This is a genomic window from Paenibacillus sp. y28, from assembly GCF_037137075.1.
In the GTDB taxonomy this organism is placed as follows: domain Bacteria; phylum Bacillota; class Bacilli; order Paenibacillales; family NBRC-103111; genus JBBBNV01.
Map to the genome: position 1 here is coordinate 92,476 of NZ_JBBBNV010000012.1, position 24,279 is coordinate 116,754.

A 24,279-nucleotide genomic window follows, 5' to 3' on the forward strand; every position below is an offset into this window, starting at 1 on the left:
TTTGCTTCCGACATCGGCTTGCGGCGGCAAGTGGATGTCGTAGCGGTAGGCCTGCTCCAGTCCTCCTGCCCTCCATTTCAATTTACGGTGCTGCAGTACGCAATTGGCAGAATCTCGCAGCAGGGCACGGGTTATCCCCGGTAGTTATCCTGCCAGCGCAGCAGCCTGCGCTCCAGCAGGCGCACCACTGAATCGGCCAGCTTGCCGACCGCCGCGAAGACGAAGATGCCGACAAATACGGCTCCGGTCCGAACATAGGAGCGCGCGTCTTGAATCAGGAAGCCGACGCCGCTGTCCGCTCCCATCAGCTCCGCCACTACCAGGCACAGCCAGGAGATGCTGAGCGACAGCCGGAGGCCCAGCAGCACATTCGGCAGGGCTGCAGGGAGCATCAGCTTGGTCGCCTGCTTGAACCAGCTGAACTCCAGCACGCGCGCCACATCGTACAGCTTTTTGTCCACATTGCGTACCCCGAGAAACGTATTGACGTATAACGGGAAGAAGGCCCCCATCGCAATCAGCAGCACCTTGGACAGCTCGCCGAAGCCGAACCACAGGATGAACAAGGGCGTAATAGAAAGCAAGGGCACGGTCCGCAGCATTTGCACAGACGGATCAACCAGTTCCTCGGCATGTACAGACATGCCGACCAGCAGGCCGACCAGCAGCCCCAGTGTGCCGCCAAGCAGAAAACCGAGGGCGGCGCGTACGATGCTGATGCGGATGTGAAAGTACAATTCCCCCGATACGATCATGCCGTACAAGTCCCCGAAGATCGAGCTGGGCGCCGGAAACAGCTTAGGATCGGCAGCTCCCGAGAGGGAGGCCCACTGCCAGACGAGCAGCACGAGGATGGGGATGATGGATCCTTTCCACCATTTTCGCGATATTTTCATAAGATCTCCTTTATCATGCACGTCATCGGTGTCATGCTTTAAATCGTCCAGCCTTCATCCGTATCTCCAGGCTGCTCCAGCACCCGCTGCACCTGCGCCCGCAGCTGCTGGAAGCCTGCTCCATACCGTGTGCGCGGGTAGGGCAGATCATTGGAGAGGACCTGCTTCACCCGTCCCGGACGGGCGTCCATGACGACGATTTTCTCTGCTAAGAAGACGGCCTCGTCCAAATCGTGGGTAACCAGCAGCATGGTGGTCCGGTTTGTGCGCCAAATATCGAGCAGCGCTTCCTGCATATGCGCCCGCGTGAACGCGTCGAGCGCGCCGAATGGCTCGTCCAGCAGAAGCACCTGCGGGCTCTGCATCAGCGCCCGGGCGATGGCGACCCGCTGGGACATGCCTCCGGACAGCTCCTTGGGATACGCCCGTTCAAACCCGTTCAAGCGAACCAGCCCGATCATTTCGTCCACCCTCTGGCGGATCTCCGCGCTGCGCAGCGATTGGTCCGCTGCGATGTTCTCCTCGACCGTCAGCCACGGGAACAGCCGATGCTCTTGAAAAATAAACCCTTTCTTACGGCTCGGCCCGCCGGCATCCGTCCCGTCCAGCAGCACTGTGCCTTCATAATCCGAGTCCAGCCCGGCAATGATTTTGAGCAGGGTGCTTTTGCCGCAGCCGCTAGGGCCGATGATGGTCACAAGCTGGCCGGGGCTGATGCCCAGGTGAATATCGGCCAGCACATGGTTGATGTCGGCAGCGCGGAAGCTTTTGCTCACCCCGATAAGCTCCAGCCGGCCTGTGGCTGTAACGGCGCTCATGCTTCACCTTCGCCTGCCGCCTGAGCATAACGGCTGGCCGGCCGGGGGAGGCCCAGATTTTCCCGCAATGTGCGGCCCTCATATTCGGTGCGGAACAACCCGCGCTGCCGCAGCAGCGGAATGACCTTGTCCACGAATTCGTCCAATCCGCCCGGCATAAAGGGCGGCATAATGTTGAAGCCGTCCGCGGCTTCCTCGTTCAGCCACTGCTCCATGCGATCCGCAATCTGCTCCGGCGTGCCGATGACGGTCAGATGCCCGCGTGCTGAGGCGAAGCGCAGGTACACCTCGCGGACGGTCAGACCTTCTCGTCTGGCCGTGTCCATAACGAGCTGGAAGCGGCTGCGGGTGCCGTGAGCATCCTGCAGCTCCGGGAACGGCTCGTCATCCGCATAGCCGGACAGGTCGATGTTGTCGAACACGCCGCCGAGCAGTGCGGTTCCGATTCCGCGGTCCACCAGTCCTTGAAGCTGCTGGAAGCGGGCTTCCGCCTCCTCGGGTGTGTGCCCAATGATTGGGAACAGGCCGGGCAAAATTTTGATATCGTCGGCCGAACGGCCGTGTGTCTGGGCCAGTTGCTTTACTTGCTTGTAGAATTGCTTGGCCTGCGCAAGATCGTTCTGCACCGTGAACACAATCTCGGCATGCTTGGCGGCAAATTGCTGCCCTGTGCCGGAGGAGCCGGCCTGAATGATCACCGGACGCCCTTGAATCGGCCGGGCGACATTCAGCGGACCTCGAACCGAGAAGAACGTTCCTTGGTGGTTCAAGACGTGCACCTTCTCCGCATCGAAGTAGCGCCCGCTTTCCTTGTCCGCCAGAACCGCATCCTCCTCCCAGCTGTCCCACAAGCCCGCAGCTACCTGTACGAATTCGTCGGCGCGGTCATAGCGCAGATCATGCTCCGGAATTTCCTGCTGCCCAAAGTTACGGGCTTCGTCATGCAGGGCCGAGGTGACGACGTTCCAAGCCGCCCGCCCGCCGCTAATGTGATCCAGGGAGGCGAACTTGCGCGCTGCATGATACGGCTCGTTAAAGGTAGTGGACAAGGTAGCGGCCAGGCCGATATGCTCGGTGACGGCGGCGAGGTTCGCCAGCAGCGTCAGCGGCTCCAGCTTGCCGTAACGATCCGTCAGCGCGGACTTGAAGGGCAGAGGGACAGCCAGATCATCCGCCAGGAAAATCAGATCGAACGTTCCCCGTTCGGCCGTCCGGGCCAGCTGCTGGTAATAACGGACGTTGTGGCTTTGTCCTGTTGCTGCTTCGGGGTGTCTCCATGCGGCCGCATGGTGGCCTGCGCTTTGAATGAACAGCCCCAGCTTCAATTGTTTCCCTGCCGTGCTCATTGTGCGGCCTCCTCTTGTGCTGCGCCAGATTCGGCACCCGAGCCTGCGTGCGCCGCAAATTGGCTGACGGGCCGAGCCAGACCCAGGTGATCCCGCAGCGTATTCCCCGTATATTCGGTACGGAACAGGCCTCTGCGCTGCAGCTCGGGAACGACGTAATCCACGAACTCGCCCATGCCGCCCGGAAGCAGCGGGGGCATGATGTTGAAGCCGTCGCACGCCGCGCTGCGGAACCAGTCCTCCATCAGGTCGGCGATTTGCGCCGGGGTGCCGGTGACCTTCATATGGCCGCGGGCGACGGCAAAATGAAGGCCCAGCTCCCGGATGGTCTGCTTCGTCCGGCGCGCCGTGTCCACAATGATTCTGGCCCGGCTGGTGTTGCCCTCCAGATTAATGTCCGGCAGCTCTTCGTCAAGCGAATAGCCGGTCAGGTCCGCATTCAGCATCCGCGACAAATAGGTGACGCCGGCTGACGGCAGGATCAGGTCATAAAATTCCGCTTCCTTGGCCTTGGCCTCTGCCTCGGTTGCGCCGACGAAGAACATCAGGCCGGGCATAATTTTCACTTCGTCCGGGGTTCGCCCGAATTCGGGAAGCAGGCCCTTCACGTGAGAATAGAAGCGGATCGCCTCATCCTTATCCTCGCAGGCTGTAAAGATAATATCTGCACCGCGCGCCGCAAACCTGGAGCCTGCTGGGGAGGTCCCGGCCTGAATAATGACCGGGCGTCCTTGCGGGGAGCGGGGAATGTTGAGCGGCCCCAGCACAGAGAAGGAAGCGCCCTGATGCTCCAGCAGATGCACCTTCGTCTTGTCAGCGAACACGCCGCCCCGCTTGTCCCACAACAGAGCCTCGTCCTCCCAGCTGTCCCAGAGCGCGTTGGCGACGTCGAGGAACTCCTGCGCCCGCTCATAGCGGGAGCCGTGCTCCGGCAGCTTATCCATGCTGTAGTTGAGCGCGTCGCCCTCCTTCGTCGAGGTGACGACATTCCAGGCTGCGCGGCCCCGGCTGAGATGATCCAGTGTCGAGAACCGTCTGGCGACATTATAGGGGTCGTTGAAGGTTGTAGAAACCGTCGCGGCCAGACCGATTTTGTCGGTCATGGCTGCCAATGCGCCGAGAACGGCCGTCGCCTCCGGGTACACGAAGCGGGCGCTGGACTCCGCATCGCTCACCGGAATGGAGCCGGAGTCGGCCAGGAACAGCATATCCAGCTTGCCGCGTTCGGCACTCGCCGCAATTTCCCGATAGTAGTCGATGCTTATAATTTCACTTATATCTGTCCGGGGATGGCGCCATGCGGCAAAATGATGCCCGAAGGTAAACAAGAAGGCGCCCAAATTCATTTGCTGGTTTAGCTGGTTCATGAACAAGACACTTCCATCCGTTTATTTTTTAGACACGTCGGCCTTGAATTCTTTCAACGCCTTCTCGATGAAGGAATTGTCGATGACTTGGGAGACATCCACCTTTTTCTTGATTTCGCCCAGGTCAAACATGAAATCCGCTGTCTGCTGCTGGAATTTCGTCGCTTCCGCCGAAACCGGAGCGTTCGTCGGCGCCGAGCTGGGGTTGGCCAGGGAGACGCGAATCGTGTCCTTGCTCGCATTTTTCACCTTGGCATTCAACTCAATGGCCTCCTCCAGATTGGCTTTTTGCCAGTCAATGGAGCGCTGGTACGCCTTGAGGAACGCTACAGTAAGCTCCGGGTACTTATCTGCAAATTCAGTGCGGGCCATCACGTAACCCGGGGTAAAAATGCCCAGCGTGCTTGATTCGGCGACAATGCGTGAGCCGCTGGTCGTTTCCTGGCTGCGATATGGCTCAAAAATCACCCAGGCGTCCACTTGACCGCCCTTATAGGCGGCTTGCGCGTCGTTTGGCTGCAAATTCACAAGCTGCACGTCGTTCGGGGAAATGCCTTCCTTCTTCAGCGCGTGCTGCAGAAGCCCCCACGAGCTGCTTCCTTTGGCGACAGCGACCTTCTTGCCCTTCAAGTCCTTCACCGATTGAATCGGGCTGGAGGCCGGAACGAGAATCGCGTCCGGCGCGCCGCTGCTGCCCTCGGCAAGCACCTTGAACCCGATGCCGGCCGCTTGGGCGGTAATGGTGCCGATATAGCCGGTGCGGACAATGTCCAGCCGTCCCGCTGCGAGCGCTTCGTTGTATTGCGACGCGCTGGCGAGCGTCTGGAATTCGACCGTTGCCCCGTATTTGCCCAGCTCCTCGGCAAACCAGCCCTTCTCTTTGCCGATGATCATCGGGCCAACCTGACTGCCCTCCAGACGGACGACGACACCTTTGTATTTGTCTGCATCCGGCTTCGGAGCCGTAGAGGCGGGGGAAGCCGGTGCGCCTGCTGCGCTGCCTGTGCTGCCTGTGCCGGGTGAAGTGCCGCCGCCGCAAGCTGCCAGCAGCAGGCCAAAGACCGCCAAAAGCAACACATAAACTGCTGTGGATCGATACTGTTTCATCATGTCATCCTCCTGTGAATGGGAAATGTAAGCGGTATGCCGCCTGTTGAATGGATAGGGTGCTGCTCCGGCTCTTCGGCCGATGAAGCCGGATGCTGTTCCGCTCTTCACGCGGGGCCGTCCGGAGCCTGGTGTTATGCCCCCCGACTGCGGTCCGTATCGGCCAGATATGCCTCATACGCCTCGGCCAGCCGGCTGACCCCCAGCTCCAGAGCCTCCTCCTCGCAGTAGCTGAAGGACAGCCGGGCGTAGCGCGCCCCATCGTTCGGCGACAAATAAAATTGTCTGCCATCGATGAAGCTGACGCCGTGCTCAGCCGCATAGCGGACGAGCTCGCCGGTGTCGACTGCTTCCTTGAATCGCAGCCAGACGAAGAAGCCGCCCTGAGGAACTGTGTATTCAATCGCCTCGCCAAAGTGCTTGTCCAGGGCGTGGAGCAGGCTGTCCCGCTGCCGACGGTAACGGTTGATAAGCCCGCCGATGTGCTCCTCCAGGGAATAGCTCTGCAATAAATTACCGACAATTTGCTGGGTGAATACGCTGGCACGGCTGCCGTGGAAGAAGGTTCCCAGCTTGCCGATAGCCTCCTGCGAAGCAATGGCCCAGCCGACTCTGATGCCAGGCGCGATCGTCTTGGAGAAGGTGCCCAGATAGATCGTTCGCCGCGGGGCTGATGCGTATATAGCGGGCAAATAGCTGTCTTCGAAATTGAGCTCCGAGTAGGCGTCATCCTCCAGAATGAAGAAATTGTAGGCTTCGGCCAGCGCCGCAAGCCGCTTGCGGCGTTCGGCCGACAAGCTGACGCCACCCGGGTTATGGTAATTCGGGATGCAGTATAGCAGCTTCGGCAGCGGTTGCCCCGTGCGGACCGCCTGTTCCAGCGCTGCTTCCACCAGATCGACCCGCAAGCCGTCTTCGTCGATAGGAAAGGATGTCAATTTCGCTTCGCTGGCTCGGAATGTATTTAATGCCCCGAAGAACGTCGGCGACTCCACCCATACGTGGTCCCCCGGCTCCAGAATTGCGCGGCAGGCGAAATCAATCGCTTGGCCGGAGCCATAGGTGACGAGTACATTCTCAGGCGCGGCCTGGATGCCCCGCAGCGCAGAGCGGGCTGCAATCCATGTGCGCACCAGCTCCGGCCCATTAGCTCCGGAATACTGTAGTGCGGCAGGGCCTTGAACCAGAATCGCCTGCGCCGCCGACTGCTGGAGCGCTTCATAGGGAAAGGCGTCGGACACAGGAGAGCCGTAGGAGAGCGGAACGACATCGGTCCGATTAGCGGCTTGCGCGGCTCCCATCGGAGCGGTTTGCGGAACACGTCTAGCAAATAAAAATGGAGCCATTGGTTCGCTCATCGTGATGATCACAACCCTTCAATAATGAATAAAATAAATGAAACAGGCTAAAGCGGCCGCCGGCAGCCTGCCGGAAATTTTTTAAAATATTAATTTCCGATAGAAATACAATGAATTAGTAATTGAATTGTTACATATTCCGAATTACAATGTAAAATATAAAAACACAATGGTTCCATAACCAGGACTTATGACCGGAGAGGGGTTTGAACGTGCGCATAGAACAGCTTAGATACTTGGTCGAGGTCGCGCATAACGGTTCCATCACATTGGCCGCGGAGAAGCTTCATCTGTCGCAGCCGAACATCAGCAATTCCATTTCAGCCCTGGAGGATGAAATTGGATTAGCCATCTTCACCCGAACTCGCTCAGGGACCCGTCCAACGGCCGTAGGCCACAATCTGATCCAGTTGGCGGAGGAGATTTTGGTCAAATGGGATCAATTCGGGGAAGCGGCCAGACTGAACAGCTCGCTTATCAATGAGCGGCTCGTTATCGGAGCCACCTTCGGGGCGTGCACCAGCTTTTTGCCTAAACTGCTGACAAGCTATTCGGAGAAATACCCTTTTGTAGAGCTGCAAATTATCGAAAGTCACCCGGCGGAGATTGAAGAGCGGCTTGTATCCGGGGACTGGGATTTGGGTTTCATTGGAACACCGGAGGAAATGGCTTTCAAAGACCTGGTAACCGAGAAATTTATGAAATGCCGTATTATGGCCTGCGTCGGAGGGAAATCCCCTTTGGCCGCCAAGGAGAGCCTATCTATGGAGGAAATTATCGGTCATGCCATTATCGGCACTTCCGAGCATATCAGGGAGGAGCTCCAGCGATTTGGACCCATCCGGGAAATGTTCCACTCCAAGCATTCGGAGGTATCCAAGCGTGTCATTAGCGAAGGGCTTGGAATCGGCTTTTATCTGGACATCTCCTTGAAAAATGATCCTTACGTCATGACCGGAAATATCGTGCCCATTCCGCTGCAGACCGAGCATCCGGTGGAGTTTTACTGGCTTCATGCCAAAAAGAGGCTGTCACTTGCTTGCGAGACGTTTCTTAAAGAGCTCCATACGCTTGTCCCTCAGTTGTTGCGGATCAACGCTTGAGGACCGGCACGCATACGTTTGCTTGGTGAAACACGCCCAGCTTCCTGCCGGGGCCGCGAGATTCGGGGGACATCCGGATTTGCCTGATGCTATCGACTGGCCTGCCGGGAAAGAGGGGCCGCTTTGCTTTTTTGCTCAATTCCGGCTCACTGATTTGGCTCCATTGGCCGCAGGGCGGGATCTGCCTTCAAACGGCCTGCTGTACTTTTTCTACGATAACGACTCGTATGCTAGTGTGGTGCTTTCCGATGATACGTCCGGGTGGCAGGTGCTGTACATTGACGAAACGGCGGGGCCTCTCCGGCGGAGAGAATGGCCGGAGGGTCTATCTTCCGACTGCAGGCTTCCCGCAAGCCGTGCGGTGTTCAGCGAGGCCGACACATTGCCGGAGTGGGATTCCCAAGCCATTGGCGGGTTAGGCATGGCTGCTTGTATTTTATGATGAGGAATCAAGATTTGCAGGAACGCCGCTTTGACCGGGTGCTCGCTATAGTGGAGTGTTAGCCTGCGGTAAGCCGGGGCGGGATACTTTCGGAGGCGCAGCAGGGCTTCCGCACCGCGCGCTGGAAACATGGCTTATCCCGCAGAACATGATTTGCCGGGAGGCTCGACTCGAAGGATGAACGGCTTGCCAAACGATAATGCCGAAATGAAGAAGAGCCCTGCCAGGAATGTGGCAGGGCTCTTCTTTGATTGAATCCGGATTTGCAGCACATGGCTGATGGCATCCGAATTCGTATTCAGCTCCTATAGGCTGTTCACCTGTGGAATAGAATCGCTGGGCTTACACGACGCCTTGAGCGATCATCGCATCGGCGACTTTAATAAAGCCGGAGATGTTTGCGCCAACAACCAGATTTCCTGGATGACCGTATTCCTCGGCAGCGCTGACGCTGCTTTGGTAAATGTTTTTCATGATGCTGTGCAGCTTCGCGTCAACCTCTTCGAAGGTCCAGGACAGACGCATGCTGTTTTGTGCCATTTCCAGTGCGGATACAGCAACGCCGCCTGCGTTAGCTGCTTTTGCAGGTCCGAACAAGACTTGGTTGTTCAGGAACACTTCAATTGCTTCCAGGGTGGAAGGCATGTTCGCGCCTTCGCCGATGGCAACGACGCCGTTTTCAACCAGCAGCTTTGCAGCTTGCTCGTCAATTTCGTTTTGCGTTGCGCAAGGAAGAGCGATATCGCAAGGGATCGACCAGATGCCTTTGCAGCCTTCGGTGTAAACGGCATGCGGATGCTCCTTCACATACTCGCTGATCCGTTTGCGCTCTACTTCCTTCAAGCGTTTAACGGTTTGCAGGTTAATGCCCTGCGGGTCGTGGATATAGCCGTTCGAATCGCTGCATGCGATGACTTTCGCGCCAAGCTGCTGCGCTTTTTCGATAGCGTAAATCGATACGTTCCCGGAGCCGGAAATCACGACGGTTTTATCTTGGAAGCTTTGTCCTTTGCTAGCGAGCATTTCGCTCACGAAATAGACACAGCCATAACCGGTTGCTTCGGTACGTGTCAGGCTGCCCCCGTAAAGAAGCCCTTTGCCTGTCAGAACGCCGGCTTCGTTGCCGCCGCGAATACGTTTGTATTGGCCGAACATGAATCCGATTTCCTTCGCGCCTACGCCGATGTCGCCTGCCGGCACGTCGATGTCCGGGCCCAGATACTTGTACAGCTCGGTCATGAAGCTTTGGGTGAAGCGCATAATTTCAAGGTCCGATTTGCCTTTCGGATCGAAGTCCGAGCCGCCTTTGCCGCCGCCAATCGGTTGGCCGGTCAAGCTGTTTTTGAAAATTTGCTCAAAGCCAAGGAACTTGATGATGCTGGCATTAACCGAAGGATGGAAGCGAAGACCGCCCTTGTAAGGTCCGATAGCGCTGTTGAACTGCACGCGGAAGCCGCGGTTCACTTGCACTTTCCCGTTGTCATCAACCCATGGCACGCGGAAGCTGACTACGCGCTCAGGCTCAACGATACGCTCCAAAATGCCGTGCTGCATGTACTTGGGATGTTTAGCGAATACAGGTGTGAGGGAGTCGAGGATTTCCTTAACCGCCTGATGAAACTCACTTTCATGAGGGTTACGCTGGATGACTAATTCATAGACCGATTGGACATATTGCTGAGCTTCGGTCTGACGCTCTTCCGTAATCACCGTTGTCACGTTCAAAAGCACTCCTTATCGCCATTCGTATTTGCACTTTTTGTACAAAATATTGCACTTTGAAGTTTTTCCTTTGCATTATTCGTAGCAATATTTGCACTTTGTAACATAAAGTTTAAAACAAAACAGAAGCGATTAGCCAATCAAAAAAATTTTGATACCCGATTAATACACTCTATATCAAAATATGGATAATATAGGTAGTTATTAGAAATATGACAGAAAAAATGAGGTAAGTTGTCCTTCTGTGTTGGATTAGGTTATTCGGAGGGATGTAATATTACTTAATATGATAAGTTAATAAAAATTAGTGTAATAAACTAGAAAAATAAAAGCCCCGTTACTAGAAAAAGTAACAGGGCTGTGTTAGAAATGGTGTATTTCCATAAATTTGCCTAAATCAGCGGTTTCATAACCATATATTTCAAAAAGTTACAGTAATTCCTCTCGGAGTTCCTCTGCCGATTTAGGGGAGAGATAGCCGAGAGGGATGTCAAACACTGTCTTGGCGCCGTTTTGGCCCTCGCTGCTCAAGCGGTATGCGGCTCTGGTGTAAGCTACCAGCACGCTGGCAGTGAATTCCGGATTACTTTCCAGTTTCAGACCGAATTCGATGATTTGTTTGGTGCCTTCTCCGGTTTTTCCGCTGCGAATAACGAAGCCGCCGTGCGGCATGCCTTGATGATTTGCCTTCAGTTCTTCTTCGGTGATGAAGTTAACTGTCGTATCATAGTCGGAGAAATAGTTCGGCATGTTAACAATGGTTTCCCGAATGGCCTCTTGATCGGCGCCTTCCTCTGCGACCACAAAGCATTCGCGCAGGTGCTTCTCGCGGGTCGTCAAATCCGGCGTTTCGCCGGAACGGATGCGGGTCAGCACCTCTTCAACCGGAACCGTGTACTGAACGCCGGCTTTCACGCCAGGAACGCGGCGAATCGCATCGGAGTGGCCTTGGCTTACGCCTTTGCCCCAGAAGGTGTAGTCCGTGCCTTCCGGCAAAATAGCCTGGGCAAGCAGGCGGTTCAATGAGAACAAGCCTGGGTCCCAGCCTGTCGAGATGACGCTCAGGGTACCGCCTTGTTTGGCTGCGGCATTGACTTCATTGAAAAACTCAGGGATTTTGGCATGCGTATCGAAGCTGTCTACGGTATTAAACATTTTGGCGATGAACGGAGTCTGCTCCGGAAGATCGGTAGCCGATCCGCCGCACAGAATCATGACATCGATAATGCCTTTGTACTGTTCAATCGTTGAAATATGTTCGAAACGGATGCCATCAGTGTTAGCTTTTAGCTGATCCGGCTGTCTCCGGGTAAACACTGCCACCAGTTCCATGTCAGGATTTTGGCGAATTGCTTTTTGTACGCCTTTTCCTAAGTTGCCATAACCTACAATGCCGACTTTAATGAGCTTTTGCAGAAAAAGTCCTCCTCGTTGTAAATTTAAAAAGGTTTGTCCCCTCTACATAGTATAAAGATGTTACGTGAAATGTAAACTCTGAGCCTGAAATCTATCTGCAATTCCGAAACCATTTTAGAAATTATTGTGAAAAATCATCCGCCGAACCGATAGTGAAATGCGCAGTTACGGAGGCCGGACTGCTCGTTCGGCAGCACCGAAGGCCGTTTTGAGGTGTTAGGCTGCAGGGATAGGACTTGCACTAATTATACAAAATTTAGATTTTTTCTTTGAAGACCTGCTGCGGATGTGTTTCAAAAATCGCGCGCCGGAGCTTTACCGATTCTTGCGAAGAACACTCGGCTAAGGTTCGCTGCTCCGCTAGTGGCGCTGCTTGCGGAATTGCTCCGGGGTCAGCAGGACGGAGCTCCAGTGCTTGACGAGCAGGCCAAGCTCCTCCGGGACGAGCTGCAGCTCGGTGCCGAAGTCGATCTCCTCCTCCGCGTACAGCTCCTGAAGTGCAGGCTGGCGGACCTGGATTATCGTCACGCCGGAGCCCTGTTGCAGCTGGAAGTGGTGTGATTCGCCGGGATATTGGATTCGGGACTGTCCGGGCCCGAGCAGCATCGGTGTATGCTGGGCCGTGAAGTGGCAGCTTCCCCGCATCGGGCCGGGCAAGGTGGGAACCATAGCAGGCCTGTTTTTCGGCTTGTCGTTCGGTTTGGCCGGCATCGGGTCGGTCCTGCTTGGCTGGCTTATTGACTTGACCAGCGTCGCTGCGGTGGTGCGTGTGTGCGCCTTCTTGCCGCTGCTCGGCGCGGTGGCGTTTCTGCTGCCGAAGCATGTCCGGAAGCAATAAGCCGGGAGTACGGGGGGGGGGAGCCACGGATTTGAGCTTGTTAGGGGCAGGGTCCTGTTAGGTGTACAACGGGTCGGTCCTGCTTGGCTGCGCGGGCAAGCGGTTGATGCTGGTCTCAGACTGCCTGAGCTGTGGCCGGATGACCGCCGTCCTGCAGCCAAACGCCGCGCGCTTGGAACTGCGCGCGGCTCGGGAACTGGCACATCACGTAACAGTCCCGCGGGCGTGGTTGCGCCCGTAATCCCTGCAGCCGTCCCGGACCAAATCGCAGACAACACAACAAAGAGGAAGGCCGCGGCTGAATGCGCGGCGCTTCCTCTTTGTTTATATTCTGGTGTAAGCCGGAGCAGACAAGAGCGTCCCGGCAATTCGGGCTTAGCGGAGCCGGCCCAGACGGAAATCCAGCCGGGCGGCAACGCCCGCAGGATTGGAAGGCGAACGGGCGCCGCCGAAGTTGAAGGCAATAATGACAATGTCATTGCGTCCTCTGCGAACGAAGCCGCGAATGTTAAAGGAGCGTCCGGGATTGAAGAAGGAGGGCGTGTTTTGCGGACCGTCAAATAACAGCGGCACGCCGTTAATAATGACAACGGCATAGTTGTCAACGGATAAAAATAACGATGCGCTCAGAATCGATCTTCCCGGGGACAAGGTAAACCGCCGGGAAATAATGGCGTTCTCGCTGCTCAAGTTGCCGGAGTACCATACGTAGCTGGCGCCAGGCACATCCACCCATGCGGGATCGCGCGCGATAACCTGCGCATTGAACCAGGAGTTGTTCGTGCCGATGGATACGTTACGCTGGTTAATCAGCACTGGAGTGAGATTTCGCTTCACCTGGGCTCTGTAGATAGCCATCGCTTTGGCGGTGGATATGCCTGCACTTCGGGGCAAACGAATCACTTTGGCGGGAATGGCTTTGCTTCGGCGTTTGACGCTGCTCATTCAATCATCTCCCTATGTTTATGAAATCTTGCATATTATCATATTCATAGCTTAGAGATTGGATAGGAATAGTCGTCCAAGGGGCTGCCGTTATAGTTAAAAAAGGCACCCGGCTTCCGGCCGGACACCCGCCAGAGGTACCTCATCCATTCAAAATGATAACGCCGAATCGCTTCATGCCGATTCAACGTCCTTTAATCCTGAGTGGAGGGCTGATACAATGCCGCAGAGAGATTACCGCAGGTGTTTATATACCTCGATCGCCCGGGCGCGCGAGGCCTTCAAGTCGACGATGGCCTGAGGGCGCGGCAGATGAATTTCTTTGTCGCTTAACATGCGGAGCTGCGGCAGCCAGCGCCGGATATAGGCTCCTGTCGGGTCGTGCGTCTGGGACTGGGTGACCGGATTCATAATGCGAAAGTATGGCGCGGCGTCAAAGCCCAGAGAAGCGGACCACAGCCAGCCGCCCCGGTTCAGCACACGGTCGTAGTCAGCCAGCTTCAGGCGGAAATATTGCTCGCCCAACGTGAAGGGACACAGCAAATTTTTGGTCAGAAACATTGCGGTTATCATGCGCAGGCGATTCGGCATCCGCCCGGTCGTATGGAGCTCCGTCATGGCGGCGTCAATGATCGGGATGCCGGTTTCGCCGCATTGCCAAGCCTCAAGGAACCGGTCGCTAAGCAGCGACAAATCCAACTGCTCCTCGTAGCGAAAGAAGCTTTCGTCATGCCGGGCCTGATACAGGTAAAAATCACGCCAGGCCAGCTGCCGCCGCCAGACTTCCCCGACAGGAGAGGCGGTAACCGAAGCATAGGCTTGACGGATGGAGAGCGCGCCGCAGTTCAGGTGGCGGCTAATGCCGCTCGTGCCTTCCAGCGCATAACGGTCACGGGTATCGGCATAAGCAGCCAGACCGCCGTTAAGGAAATGCTGCAGCGCCTCGGCAGGATGCTCCTCTTCACCGGCAGCACGCCAGTCGAACGGAGGGGCCAGGCGCTGCAGCAGCTCATCGTCTAGCTCATCGGACTTGACGATGCTCAGCTGTGAGACGCTGGCCGGATAAGGAGCGGGGGCGTACAAGGCCAGGAAGCTGCTCCATTTTTGATAATACGGTGTGAATACCTTATAAGGGGTTGTCTTGCCGCCCCGGGCGGCGTAGGCCTGGAATTCGTCCACGTCGGCCAGAGGACCCTCGTCGAATGTGACGACCGGCAGGCCAAGCTGATCGGCGGCAAGCCTGATCCGTTCATCGCGCTGGAGAGCATACGGCGTTACGTCACGGTGCAGGACAAGCTCCTCTATGGCAAGCCGGCGGCATAATTGCTCGGTCACCTCGGCGGGATCGCCATACAATACCGCCAAGTATCCGCCGAGCCGGCGGTACTCGGCTTCCAGCCGTGCGGCATGCCGAAGGAAGCTTCGGCCGCTGTGCTCCTCGGCCCGGCCTCCCGCCAGCAGCTGCGGATCCAGAATAAGCACGTGCAGGCTGGGCCGTCCGCGCCGGAGTATATATTCATAAGCGGGAAGATCCTCCGTCCGCAAGTCCTTGCGATGCAGAAACAGAATCATCAGGGGAGTCTCCTTTCTTATAAGAAAAGCCCGTTTCAGCGGCATTAATGCCACCGAAACAGGCTTGCTGTGGAAACGGTCGCTTCCACTTGTTGGGCGTTGCCAAGCCATAACAAAGAAGGCTTATTTGGCAGCGGCCGTCGTCTGCGGTTCCGTCGTTAGCTGTGTATACAGGTCATCCCAAAGGATGCGGCGCGCGCCAACATAGCGCTTGGCATAATACGCGTCACTCAAATTTGTCTTAATGATGCCCTTGTTGGTTGCGGAATGAGCGAATTCATTGTTGCCAACGTAAACGCCGACATGAGAAATGCTCTTTCCTGTGTTGGTGCTGGTGTCAAAGAAAACAAGATCTCCTTCACGGAGCTCATCCTTTTTGATCCAGTAGCCCTTGGTGTACTGGGAAGCAGATTGATGGGGCAGGTCGATGCCGAATTTAGCGAAAATAAACATCGTAAATCCGGAGCAGTCAAATCCGTCCTCATTCGTACCAGCCCATTTGTACGGGGTGCCCATCATTTCATTGACGGCTTCGTTCAATGGGGTTTCTGCATACGCGCTTCCAGCTTGTACAAGCATCAAAAAAACAAACCCGAGCAACAGAAGTGAAGCCTTCTTCAAAACTGTTACCCCTTCCTGTGCCTACGAGGTTAGCTAAGGGTTCGGTCGAAGGTTCCCTATGATCCCTCTGAGATTCGGAGATCAATTCACCCAAAACGGTTCCCCCGTTTTCCTTTCGGAAATTCGGCAATTTATTCTTTTTTTCAACTTGCCAGAGACTAGTATTCGACGTTCAATTTACAATTCCTTCTCATGTCACAATTTCGTAAAAAAAAACACCCTTCCACAGGATGATTCCTGCAGAAAAGTGCTTTGGTATAGTATTAAATACCTATTTTTTCCATCCAAACCCGATATTGGGAGGATGATTCCCAGAGAAATCCGAAGGCGTGTACGAGATGGAGAAGCTGGGCCAGAACGAATGCAGTCATGCCGGCCCACATTAGGGAAGCTCCTGTCAGTGTAATGAAAAGAAGAAGATATGCTGTCAGCACGATGAGGGAAGAAAGCACGAGAACATGACACGATTTAAGCAAAGTCTGCAGCATGCCCGGTATTCCCCCGCCGGTCAAGCGGTTCAGCCGCATCGCCTGGAACAAGGTACGCACCGCGTAGCCGTAAGCCCAATAGCCGATGACCCAGGGCAGCGGAGTGGTCCACTCCCAGCGGTAGATGGAGCCCGTATGCAGGGCCTCCTGGACGGAGGGCACAATCCAGATGAGCGGCAGCAGCGCCAACATGGTTTGCAGCGCGTAGTAGCCGTAATAGGCTTTGCCGAGCTGCCTCGCTCCCTGTACAAAACGATAGCCTGCATTGAGATCGGAATGATGCAGGGAGTAGAATGTGCCAGCCTCCAGCAGCGGAGTCAGTATCATCCGCAGTACGAGGATGCCGAGCAGCAGCCATAAATACGGGTGGGCGATGTCGGTCTTCAGCAGGGCGAACTGTCCTTCCGCCCAGAACAGGTCGCTGCTCTGCCGGGGCAAATCGGACCCGGGGTACCTGTGCAGCAGGGGGAGGATGACCGATTTCGCCATTTGCAGCAGGGAGAATCCCCACAGCCAGTGGTAAATGAACAGCACCAGAAGCAGGAAGGGCTGCCGCCAGGCAACCCGCCAGCCCTCCGTTACATAACGAAGCATATGCTTGCCTCCTACAGCGCAATCAGGCGCATCATAATTTCCAGTATCGAAGCGGTGCCCAGCTTCAGCCGTGAAGCCGATTCAGGCTGAATAGCTGCACGCATGAAATTGTTGATGTGTTTATTCTCCAGCACCTGCGTATACTGCGGATCGATGGCGGCCCATACCAGCGGGGCGGGATGCGTCAGGGAGATTTTGACCTCCATATCCTTGCCGTCCCATTCTTCCCGCCGTTCCGTTCCATCGGCAAAATGAAGCACGAAGGGAACGGGGCCATGATAGCCGCCCAGCCGCTTCAGCCATACGGCGTGCTCGTATACGTCTGTCCCGTCTTGATTGACGCTGCGGCTCTGGATGCGGTCGACCGCATAATCCACCATCTCATTGCCGTAAACAAATTGGCGGAAAAATTCGTCCCACGGCTGCTTCGTGACATCCTCCAGCGTTTTTTTGAAATCCTCGCTTCCGGGATGGCGGAACTTCCAGCGTTGGAAATAGGTCTTTAATACCTTTTGCATCTGAGGACGGCCGATTTGCCGTTCGATGGCCGTCAGGATGAGCTTGGCCCGCGTGTAGACGTTCTCCGCATAAATGTCATGGGACCGGAAATGCCAGGACGGCTGGTTCAGCGGAGCAGGCGAAGTCATATAGCCCGCCTCGAGCGGCAGATTGGGCCTCAGCCCGTATTCGCTTTCCATCACACGGTCCTCGACATAGGAGGTGAAGCCTTCATCGAGCCAGGCCTCTTCAAATTCATTGGAAGCGACGATGCCGTACCAGTATTGATGTCCGATTTCGTGGACGACAACGCGTTCCAGCTCGAAATCCGGTGCCTCATCTCCGGCTCCCCAGGCGGTGACCAGGGTCGGATACTCCATGCCGCCGGCTCCGTTTCCTTCGGGAGGCGGGACTACGATAGACAGCGTCGAGTACGGATACGTGCCGTACCACTGGCTATAGCTGGAGATAGCTTTTTTGGCTGCAAGCATGTAGCGATCCTTCAGATGGGCGTGCCGAGGGTCCAGATACAGCTTGATGCGAATGCCCGGAAGACTTGGCGTGGAGAAGGGCTCTTCCGCATAAACGAAGTGCGGCGAGGCGGACCATGCGAAATCGTGCACGTCATCGGCGTAGAAATGCCAGGTTTTCATGCCGTTCTCCTCAACCGGCGTTTTGACCGGGAGGCCGGTGGCGGCAACGGTGTAGTCGGCCGGCACTTTTATTTTTACATTATAAATTCCGAAGTCCGCGTAAAATTCCGAATTGCCGTGATACTGATGCACATTCCAGCCTTCATCGGTCCGCCCCCGCGTTCCTTTGGGCTCGTAAACCGCCAGCTTCGGAAACCACTGTCCCGCCATGATGAAATCCCCGGCATAGCCCATCCGGGCGTATACCTCCGGAAGCTTGACCGTAAATTGCAGCTTCAGCGAGGTTTTGCCGCCAGGCTCGACCTGACGGGGCAAACGTATTTTCATGACGGTTCGGTCGGCGGAGTTGCCGTCATCCGGCTGGACATACTGAATGGTGTGGGTCAAATCGACGCCGTCCTCGCTTTTGATGGACAGCACCTCCATGCCGCCGTAGCTGTTCTCCTTCATTTCGTCCTGGCGCAGCTTGCCGCCGGATTCCTTCAGGAAGGTGGATTTCTTGGTGAATGCATTCGGGTACAGGTGCAGATACAGCTCGCTTACCGGCTGCTGTCCCGGATTTTTCCAGGTAATGGACTCGGCTCCGGTCAGACGCTTCTCCCCGGCATCCAGCTCGACGGACATGTGGTACTCCACGATGCGGTTGCTGAGGGGCTTGACGGACTCCTTCACCGCAGGCGCGGGAGGCTCCAGCGGCGCGGCGGAATGAGGCTCGTTTGAGCCGGCCGGCACAAGCCGAGACGGCGTTTCATGGTTCCAGTACCACAAGGCCCAGCAAACTCCGATACACAGCAGAAGGGACCGCAGTAAAGCGGAGCGGGCCAATTTTCCTCGTATCATACTTCCTCATCACCCCGTTGACAAGCATCTAAAGCATGTATATGTTTGCAATACAAGCTTTAGTCGCGATAAAATATTTATAGTGAAAAGCGGGATGGATTTACTAAAGAAGGATGGTGTACTTGATGTCGGAGAACGAATTCAAGCCAAAGAAATCCCTGGGCGCGCTGAATGTGGTCAGCAAGCAGGAGCATAAAGGCTTCGGTTCAGGGATGCTGGATTTAAGCAACCTGTCGAGCATGATTGTAGATGGGGATGAAGCTTATATTGATCTTGGGGCCATACATGCCAAGAGTAAGGTGGAGCGGGGCTGCAAATTCACGACCAACAAGGCGGAGGTGCCGGATGGACGCCGCTGCTGGATTGTGTGGGTGGAGATTGGGCGCGATGACGAAGGCCAGGCGTATTATGCAGGCTTGACCACCTGCGAGATGCTTGTGGATTCAGAAAAACGGCTTATTTGGAAAATACTGCCTGAACACGTTCAGAAAATGGAATGGGCGCTGAAGCACCGTTATGTTGTGGAGGATTTGAACGAGAAGGAGAAAGAGGCTCTGCGGACCCGTCTGGCGGAGTACAAGCCGGAATGGTGGGAGCGCACACCGGAGGAGCTGAAGGCGAAGCTGGCGTAAAACACGCAGTTTCGGTGAAATGTGTCAAATTTGTGTCAGCCATTGTGAGAAAGCCGCCTCTCGATTAAACTAAGTGAAGTGTATACGAACACATATGCACTAGGACAGCAAAAGGGCAAACCTGAAGGGGTTTGCCCTTTTGTGTTTTTTTGTTTTTTGAGAGTCCGGAAGGCGGCTGCGAATTCTGGTCGTAAACATGGCTCCGGCCGGCTCCGCACGAGCGCGATCGGTTACTTCCAGACCGGGCCGGGCACAGCTAATCGTTCCACCACCGCTTCAAATCCTCCCACCACGAGCGGTTTTGCTTCTTCTCTTTGGACTCGGGCGAGGCTGGCGCGCTGCCGTGCTCCGAACAGTATTCCGTCGGCTCCGTGCCGGCGGCGAAGGCCTCCAGACGGGCGCCCGGGCATGCGTCGGTAGCCAGCTTTCCGGTTGCGGGATCGATGTAGACGCTGACGACGCCCTCTGGCATCGGGAACAGCTTCGGCGGCACCGCCTCGAGCGCCCGTTCTGTGAACGAGGCGAAAATGGGGGCGGCTTTGCGCGATTCCGCCGCCGAGATGGCCAGGTCCCGGTCGTGCCCGACCCAGACGGCCGTCGCCAGCTCCGGCGTGAAGCCGACCATCCAGGCATCGGTGTTCGTCGTGCCGGTTTTGCCTGCAACCGGACGCTTTACCTCCTGCGCAACCCGGCTGGCGGTGCCCCCGGTTTCGAACACACTTTCCATCAGGCTGGTCAGGATGTACGTATACTGTGCGGGGATGACATTCGTTGCGGCTGGCCGCGACTCGAACAATATTTTTCCCTGAGCGTCTTCAATACGCAGGATCGACGTCGGCTCCACACGAACGCCCTGATTGGCGATAACCCCGAACGCGGAGGCCATCTCGAACGGGCTGACCGGGAATGTGCCGAGCGCCAGTGACGGCAGCGGCTGCAGCGGGCTGCTGATTCCCATACGCCCCGCCAGGTCGATGACCTTCTCGGCCCCCACCTCCTGAATGGTGTGAACCGCATAAATATTGTCCGAACGGGCAATGGCCTCCCGCAAATCGATCATGCCGAAATAATTGCCTGCAAAATTGCTCGGCGCATACGTTTGCCGTCCGTTATCGTAGGTGAACAGGGTCGGCTCGCTGCTGACCTTGGTTACCGGGGTGACGGTGCCGGTCTGCAGCGCCGCCAAATAGACGAACGGTTTAAAGGCCGAACCGGGCTGACGGCTGGCCGCGAATACCCGGTTGTACTGGTTGTCGGCATAGCTGCGTCCGCCGATCATCGCCTTCACATAGCCGTTGCGCGGATCAATGGCAATGAGCGCAACCTGCAGCGGATCAGGCTTATCGGCAGCGCCCGTTTTTCCCGCTGAACCGGTGCCGGCGGCTGTATTCCCGGTTTCCCCCTCCATCTGCTCGGCAACGGCTGCCTCTGCGGCATGCTGCATATTCAAATCCAGCGTCGTATATACCTTGATGCCGCCTTCCTCCAGCAGCTCCTCGTCCATGCCGATCCGCTCGGTCACCTGCTGCCGGATGTAATCCCGGAAGTACGGGGCCTCCGACGGTTTGGCCTGCTCCGGCTTGCGGAAGGATAGCGTGGCATTGTACGCTGTCTCAGCCTCCTGCTCGGTAATCATCTGCTGCTGAGCCATTGCCTGCAGGATGACCTTTTGGCGATCCTTGGCATTTTGCATATTGAACAGCGGGGAATAATAGCGGGGTCCCTTTGGCACCCCGGCGACAAGGCTGCTCTCGGCCAGCGTCAGGTCATGGGCGTCTTTTCCAAAAAACAGCTGTGCCGCCCCCTGTATTCCATACGTGGAATGGCCATAATAAATGGTATTCAGGTACTGCTCCAAAATTTTGTCCTTGCTCCAGTGCATCTCGATTTGCGCAGTATACACCATTTCCTTCAGCTTGCGGGACCAGGTCCGTTCCTGGGACAAATACAAATTGCGGGCAAGCTGCTGGGAGATCGTGCTGGCGCCCTGCACCTTGTCCATGCTCTGCACATTCACGATGACGGCCCGGGTAATTCCCCGCAAATCAAAGCCGTGGTGATCATAGAAGCGCTTGTCCTCAATAGCCAGTGTCGCCTGCTTAATATAAGGAGACATTTGGTCCAGCGCCACATACGGGCGGCTCGGTCCGGACTGCAGCTGATCGATGACCTCCCCGTGGATATCGTAAATTTGTGAGCTGATGGGCATGATTGCCGCCGGAAGCGCTTGAGAACGCAAATACAGCAGGCTCAGTACAGCTAACGCCGCGGTGATGCCGACAAAAGAAATAAAGGTAGCAGTCCATGATCTGACCGAACTTCGCTTTTGGGCGGGAGAGGATGGCTTGCTCATGAAGACGACCTCCTTTCTGAGTGGAGTGAAGAATGAATGCCTATATGCTAGTATTTACTAAAATTTTAGCTTCAAAACGTTGCATTTTTGGCGCGATTTACTATAATACAACTAGTGCGTTTGCGCGGACGGAGAAAGGCAGCATCCGCAGTGCGCCGGGTAAACCATGGAATTTGCTTATAGCCGGATTTTCTCTTGTTTTGGCACAAACAGCAAGCTTTGGTTATCCGGAAAGCAAGTACGATTTCGAACGTTAATGAAAGAAGGGATCCTATCATGGAATTATGGTATACAGAGAAACAAACGGACAGCTTCGGCATCACAGCCAAAATTAAACAAACCTATGTAACGGAAAAAACCGATTTTCAGGATTTGGCGATGATCGAGACCGAAGAATTCGGCAATATGCTCGTGCTGGACGGCATGGTTATGACGACAGAGAAGGATGAGTTCGTTTACCACGAAATGGTTGCTCACCCGGCATTGTTCACGCATCCGAATCCGAAGCGCGTCCTCGTTGTGGGCGGCGGCGATGGCGGCGTAATCCGGGAGATCATGAAGCATCCGAAGGTTGAACAGGCCGTACTGGTTGACATCGACGGCAAAGTCATCGAATACTCGAAGAAATATTTGCCTTCTATTGCAGGCGAGCTGGACAACCCGCGCGTCAGTGTACAGGTCGGCGACGGCTACATGCACATTCATGATAACAAAAACGCCTACGACGTCATTATGGTTGACTCGACCGAACCGGTTGGGCCGGCGGTGGAGCTGTTCTCCCGGGGCTTCTATCAAGGCATCTACGAAGCGCTTAAGGAAGACGGTATCTTCGTAGCGCAAACGGACAACCCTTGGTTTAAAGCGGATCTGATTCAAAATGTAAACCGGGATGTCAAAGAAATTTTCCCGATCGTTCGCGTGTACTGTGCCAATATCCCGACTTACCCGAGCGGACTGTGGACGTTCACCATGGGCAGCAAGAAGCATGATCCGCTGCAGGTGGAAGAAGCCCAAATTCCGGAAATCAACACCAAATACTACTCTCCTCGTCTGCACAAAGCGGCTTTTGTATTGCCGAAATTTGTGGAAGACCTGGTGAAGTAAGCGAGAGCGAGGAGAACTGCAGCCATGAGATTCGACGACGCTTACTCGGGTAACGTGTTTATCGCGAGCTCCCCGGATTACGCAGCGGCTCAAGCCGTCATTTACGGAATGCCGATGGACTACACCGTCAGCTTTCGCCCAGGCTCCCGTTTCGGCCCGGGCCGAATTCGCGAGGTTTCTATCGGACTGGAAGAATACAGCCCTTATCTGGATCGGAGTCTGGATCAGGTAAAATATTTCGATGCGGGCGACATTCCGCTGCCGTTCGGCAATCCCGGACGGGCGCTGGAAGTTATCGGTGAATATGTAAAAGGCTTGCTTGCAGACGGGAAGTTCCCGCTCGGTCTCGGCGGCGAGCATCTGGTTTCGTGGCCGGTGCTGCGCGAGGTGTATGCCAAATACCCGGATCTGGCGATCATTCACATTGACGCCCATGCGGATTTGCGCGAGCAGTATGAAGGCGAGCCGCTTTCCCACTCGACGCCGCTCCGCAAAGCGGCCGAGCTGATTGGCGGCAAGAACGTGTACCAGTTCGGTATCCGTTCCGGCACGCGCGAAGAGTTCGAATACGCCCGCAAACATTTGAACCTGTACCCGTTTGACGTGCTGGAGCCGCTGAAGAAGGTGCTTCCTGAGCTTGCGGGCCGTCCGGTTTATTTGACCATCGACATCGACGTGCTGGACCCGTCGGCCGCTCCGGGCACAGGCACTGCCGAAGCCGGAGGCATTACCTCCAAGGAGCTGCTCGCCTCAATCCATGCGCTGGCGGCTTCCGACGTGAAGGTGATCGGCGCGGACGTAGTCGAGGTTGCGCCGGTTTATGACCCGACAGAACAAACGCCAATCGCCGCTTCCAAGCTGGTTCGTGAAATTTTGCTCGGCTTGGTGAAGTAAAACGGTACCTGCCTTTTCGGAAGGAGCTCCATGCTCGCCATAGAGGCGCGCTGTTAACCGGAATCCCGGTACAGCGCGCCTTTTTCTGTTATGCCCGTCGAGCTTGCGGCAAATGCGGTGCAATCCCCGGACGCATACATTGAAATTCCGGACAGCTTGTACTACACTTAACCTTAACTTAGTCTCATCACACGGCAGGCTTGCGATCCGGAAAGGCGGGAAGCCAACACAACACGACTCGGAGGGGGAATGCGGGATGATGACCAAAGCACGTGTGTCCATCACCATTTCGAGTACCAGCCCGGACCACCGCATCAAGCAGTCGGTAACAGGCGAGCTGTACCGGCGGGACGATCAGTGGATTATCCGTTATGCCGAGCCGGAAGGGCAGATGGGGCGCACCATGACTACGGTAAAGTGCGAGCCGGGTCAAATCCGTATCATTCGCCACGGCGACGTCGAATCGGAGCAGACGTTTCAGCTGCACAAACGGCTGCGGGGCACTTACCAGACGGTGCAGGGCACTTTGCCGATTGAAAGCAAGACCCATGCCATGAAGATGAATATGCGGGAGCAGCAGGGCTCTATTGCCTGGACCTATGATTTATTCGTGACCGGCGAGTTTGCCGGCAAATATCAATTGCGACTGGATGTCGTGGAGGAACAATAGCG

General features: G+C 55.9%; 23 protein-coding genes and 1 riboswitch. Of the genes, 8 read left to right on the plus strand and 15 right to left on the minus strand.

Translation table 11 applies throughout. The annotated features are described in order from the left end of the window. Positions 1–131 precede the first annotated feature (131 nt). From WBG83_RS11905 to WBG83_RS11930, 6 genes are all read right to left on the minus strand, one after another. Entirely contained in the window at positions 132–896 is a 765-nt protein-coding gene (locus WBG83_RS11905; protein ID WP_336745251.1) for an ABC transporter permease, read from the minus strand. A gap of 38 nt (positions 897–934) precedes the next feature. Continuing rightward, a complete protein-coding gene (locus WBG83_RS11910; RefSeq protein WP_336745252.1) occupies positions 935–1,714 on the minus strand; it encodes an ABC transporter ATP-binding protein in 780 nt (259 codons plus the stop codon). Continuing rightward, positions 1,711–3,060 (minus strand): LLM class flavin-dependent oxidoreductase, encoded by a 1,350-nt coding sequence (locus WBG83_RS11915; protein ID WP_336745254.1) that lies wholly within the window; start codon positions 3,058–3,060, stop codon positions 1,711–1,713. The genes WBG83_RS11910 and WBG83_RS11915 overlap by 4 nt, the downstream gene beginning before the upstream one ends. Further along, the gene (locus tag WBG83_RS11920) at positions 3,057–4,427 is read right to left on the minus strand and encodes an LLM class flavin-dependent oxidoreductase (RefSeq protein ID WP_336745255.1); all 1,371 of its coding nucleotides are present in this window, start codon (positions 4,425–4,427) and stop codon (positions 3,057–3,059) included. The genes WBG83_RS11915 and WBG83_RS11920 overlap by 4 nt, the downstream gene beginning before the upstream one ends. Positions 4,428–4,448: 21 nt before the next feature. After that, positions 4,449–5,537 (minus strand): aliphatic sulfonate ABC transporter substrate-binding protein, encoded by a 1,089-nt coding sequence (locus WBG83_RS11925; RefSeq protein ID WP_336745256.1) that lies wholly within the window; start codon positions 5,535–5,537, stop codon positions 4,449–4,451. Positions 5,538–5,668: 131 nt separating this feature from the next. Continuing rightward, positions 5,669–6,892 carry an aminotransferase-like domain-containing protein gene (locus WBG83_RS11930; protein ID WP_336745258.1) on the minus strand — a complete coding sequence of 408 codons (1,224 nt, stop codon included), beginning with the start codon at positions 6,890–6,892 and terminating at the stop codon, positions 5,669–5,671. A 212-nt stretch (positions 6,893–7,104) separates the two neighbouring features. Between WBG83_RS11930 and WBG83_RS11935 the strand changes: the two genes are divergently transcribed. Continuing rightward, a complete protein-coding gene (locus WBG83_RS11935) occupies positions 7,105–7,995 on the plus strand; it encodes a LysR family transcriptional regulator (protein WP_336745260.1) in 891 nt (296 codons plus the stop codon). After that, entirely contained in the window at positions 7,907–8,437 is a 531-nt protein-coding gene (locus WBG83_RS11940; protein ID WP_336745261.1) for a DUF1963 domain-containing protein, read from the plus strand. The genes WBG83_RS11935 and WBG83_RS11940 overlap by 89 nt, the downstream gene beginning before the upstream one ends. A gap of 342 nt (positions 8,438–8,779) precedes the next feature. On the opposite strand, the gene gdhA is transcribed toward WBG83_RS11940, so the two are convergent. The 3 genes from gdhA to WBG83_RS11955 form a co-directional block, all read right to left on the minus strand. After that, positions 8,780–10,156, minus strand: coding sequence for an NADP-specific glutamate dehydrogenase (gdhA, locus tag WBG83_RS11945; RefSeq protein WP_336745262.1), 1,377 nt, complete (start codon positions 10,154–10,156; stop codon positions 8,780–8,782). Between the two features lie 432 nt (positions 10,157–10,588). Next, positions 10,589–11,575 carry a diaminopimelate dehydrogenase gene (locus WBG83_RS11950; protein WP_336745314.1) on the minus strand — a complete coding sequence of 329 codons (987 nt, stop codon included), beginning with the start codon at positions 11,573–11,575 and terminating at the stop codon, positions 10,589–10,591. Between the two features lie 360 nt (positions 11,576–11,935). Further along, positions 11,936–12,103 (minus strand): hypothetical protein, encoded by a 168-nt coding sequence (locus tag WBG83_RS11955; protein ID WP_336745264.1) that lies wholly within the window; start codon positions 12,101–12,103, stop codon positions 11,936–11,938. A 94-nt stretch (positions 12,104–12,197) separates the two neighbouring features. Here WBG83_RS11955 and WBG83_RS11960 point away from each other — a divergent pair, with 94 nt between their 5' ends. Further along, positions 12,198–12,413: a hypothetical protein gene (locus WBG83_RS11960; RefSeq protein ID WP_336745265.1), complete on the plus strand. Its 216-nt coding sequence runs from the start codon at positions 12,198–12,200 to the stop codon at positions 12,411–12,413. Between the two features lie 375 nt (positions 12,414–12,788). On the opposite strand, the gene WBG83_RS11965 is transcribed toward WBG83_RS11960, so the two are convergent. The 5 genes from WBG83_RS11965 to WBG83_RS11985 form a co-directional block, all read right to left on the minus strand. After that, positions 12,789–13,358, minus strand: a complete 570-nt coding sequence (locus tag WBG83_RS11965; protein WP_336745266.1) for a hypothetical protein — start codon at positions 13,356–13,358, stop codon at positions 12,789–12,791. 234 nt (positions 13,359–13,592) lie between these two features. Then, positions 13,593–14,930: a cryptochrome/photolyase family protein gene (locus WBG83_RS11970; protein ID WP_336745268.1), complete on the minus strand. Its 1,338-nt coding sequence runs from the start codon at positions 14,928–14,930 to the stop codon at positions 13,593–13,595. A 123-nt stretch (positions 14,931–15,053) separates the two neighbouring features. Beyond that, positions 15,054–15,551, minus strand: a complete 498-nt coding sequence (locus tag WBG83_RS11975; RefSeq protein ID WP_336745269.1) for a C40 family peptidase — start codon at positions 15,549–15,551, stop codon at positions 15,054–15,056. Between the two features lie 3 nt (positions 15,552–15,554). Then, positions 15,555–15,690: riboswitch (cyclic di-AMP (ydaO/yuaA leader) on the minus strand. 124 nt (positions 15,691–15,814) lie between these two features. Continuing rightward, complete coding sequence (locus WBG83_RS11980) at positions 15,815–16,633, minus strand: hypothetical protein (protein ID WP_336745271.1); 819 nt, start codon at positions 16,631–16,633, stop codon at positions 15,815–15,817. Between the two features lie 11 nt (positions 16,634–16,644). Beyond that, positions 16,645–18,624: a M1 family metallopeptidase gene (locus WBG83_RS11985; RefSeq protein ID WP_336745272.1), complete on the minus strand. Its 1,980-nt coding sequence runs from the start codon at positions 18,622–18,624 to the stop codon at positions 16,645–16,647. A 125-nt stretch (positions 18,625–18,749) separates the two neighbouring features. Between WBG83_RS11985 and WBG83_RS11990 the strand changes: the two genes are divergently transcribed. Further along, complete coding sequence (locus WBG83_RS11990) at positions 18,750–19,256, plus strand: YwhD family protein (protein WP_336745273.1); 507 nt, start codon at positions 18,750–18,752, stop codon at positions 19,254–19,256. Between the two features lie 256 nt (positions 19,257–19,512). Here the strand turns inward: WBG83_RS11990 and WBG83_RS11995 are convergent, their stop codons facing one another. After that, complete coding sequence (locus WBG83_RS11995) at positions 19,513–21,609, minus strand: transglycosylase domain-containing protein (protein ID WP_336745275.1); 2,097 nt, start codon at positions 21,607–21,609, stop codon at positions 19,513–19,515. Positions 21,610–21,641: 32 nt separating this feature from the next. Here WBG83_RS11995 and WBG83_RS12000 point away from each other — a divergent pair, with 32 nt between their 5' ends. The 4 genes from WBG83_RS12000 to WBG83_RS12015 all read left to right on the plus strand — a co-directional run bounded on the left by WBG83_RS12000 (position 21,642) and on the right by WBG83_RS12015 (position 24,277). Further along, positions 21,642–21,866 (plus strand): hypothetical protein, encoded by a 225-nt coding sequence (locus WBG83_RS12000; RefSeq protein WP_336745276.1) that lies wholly within the window; start codon positions 21,642–21,644, stop codon positions 21,864–21,866. A gap of 19 nt (positions 21,867–21,885) precedes the next feature. After that, on the plus strand, positions 21,886–22,713 hold the full coding sequence (gene speE, locus WBG83_RS12005; RefSeq protein WP_336745277.1) for a polyamine aminopropyltransferase: 828 nt from the start codon (positions 21,886–21,888) through the stop codon (positions 22,711–22,713). 24 nt (positions 22,714–22,737) lie between these two features. Then, entirely contained in the window at positions 22,738–23,607 is an 870-nt protein-coding gene (gene speB, locus WBG83_RS12010) for an agmatinase (RefSeq protein WP_336745278.1), read from the plus strand. A 256-nt stretch (positions 23,608–23,863) separates the two neighbouring features. Beyond that, positions 23,864–24,277 carry a DUF1934 domain-containing protein gene (locus WBG83_RS12015; protein ID WP_336745279.1) on the plus strand — a complete coding sequence of 138 codons (414 nt, stop codon included), beginning with the start codon at positions 23,864–23,866 and terminating at the stop codon, positions 24,275–24,277. Positions 24,278–24,279: the final 2 nt, after the last annotated feature.

Coding starts and splice junctions, on each gene's coding strand:
- WBG83_RS11905 (WP_336745251.1), bottom strand. CDS start 896: ATGAAAATATCGCGAAAATGGTGGAAAGGATCCATCATCCCCATCCTC.
- WBG83_RS11910 (WP_336745252.1), bottom strand. CDS start 1,714: ATGAGCGCCGTTACAGCCACAGGCCGGCTGGAGCTTATCGGGGTGAGC.
- WBG83_RS11915 (WP_336745254.1), bottom strand. CDS start 3,060: ATGAGCACGGCAGGGAAACAATTGAAGCTGGGGCTGTTCATTCAAAGC.
- WBG83_RS11920 (WP_336745255.1), bottom strand. CDS start 4,427: ATGAACCAGCTAAACCAGCAAATGAATTTGGGCGCCTTCTTGTTTACC.
- WBG83_RS11925 (WP_336745256.1), bottom strand. CDS start 5,537: ATGATGAAACAGTATCGATCCACAGCAGTTTATGTGTTGCTTTTGGCG.
- WBG83_RS11930 (WP_336745258.1), bottom strand. CDS start 6,892: ATGAGCGAACCAATGGCTCCATTTTTATTTGCTAGACGTGTTCCGCAA.
- WBG83_RS11940 (WP_336745261.1), top strand. CDS start 7,907: ATGCCAAAAAGAGGCTGTCACTTGCTTGCGAGACGTTTCTTAAAGAGC.
- WBG83_RS11965 (WP_336745266.1), bottom strand. CDS start 13,358: ATGAGCAGCGTCAAACGCCGAAGCAAAGCCATTCCCGCCAAAGTGATT.
- WBG83_RS11970 (WP_336745268.1), bottom strand. CDS start 14,930: ATGATTCTGTTTCTGCATCGCAAGGACTTGCGGACGGAGGATCTTCCC.
- WBG83_RS11980 (WP_336745271.1), bottom strand. CDS start 16,633: ATGCTTCGTTATGTAACGGAGGGCTGGCGGGTTGCCTGGCGGCAGCCC.
- WBG83_RS11985 (WP_336745272.1), bottom strand. CDS start 18,624: ATGATACGAGGAAAATTGGCCCGCTCCGCTTTACTGCGGTCCCTTCTG.
- WBG83_RS11990 (WP_336745273.1), top strand. CDS start 18,750: ATGTCGGAGAACGAATTCAAGCCAAAGAAATCCCTGGGCGCGCTGAAT.
- WBG83_RS11995 (WP_336745275.1), bottom strand. CDS start 21,609: ATGAGCAAGCCATCCTCTCCCGCCCAAAAGCGAAGTTCGGTCAGATCA.
- WBG83_RS12000 (WP_336745276.1), top strand. CDS start 21,642: ATGAATGCCTATATGCTAGTATTTACTAAAATTTTAGCTTCAAAACGT.
- speE (WP_336745277.1), top strand. CDS start 21,886: ATGGAATTATGGTATACAGAGAAACAAACGGACAGCTTCGGCATCACA.
- speB (WP_336745278.1), top strand. CDS start 22,738: ATGAGATTCGACGACGCTTACTCGGGTAACGTGTTTATCGCGAGCTCC.
- WBG83_RS12015 (WP_336745279.1), top strand. CDS start 23,864: ATGATGACCAAAGCACGTGTGTCCATCACCATTTCGAGTACCAGCCCG.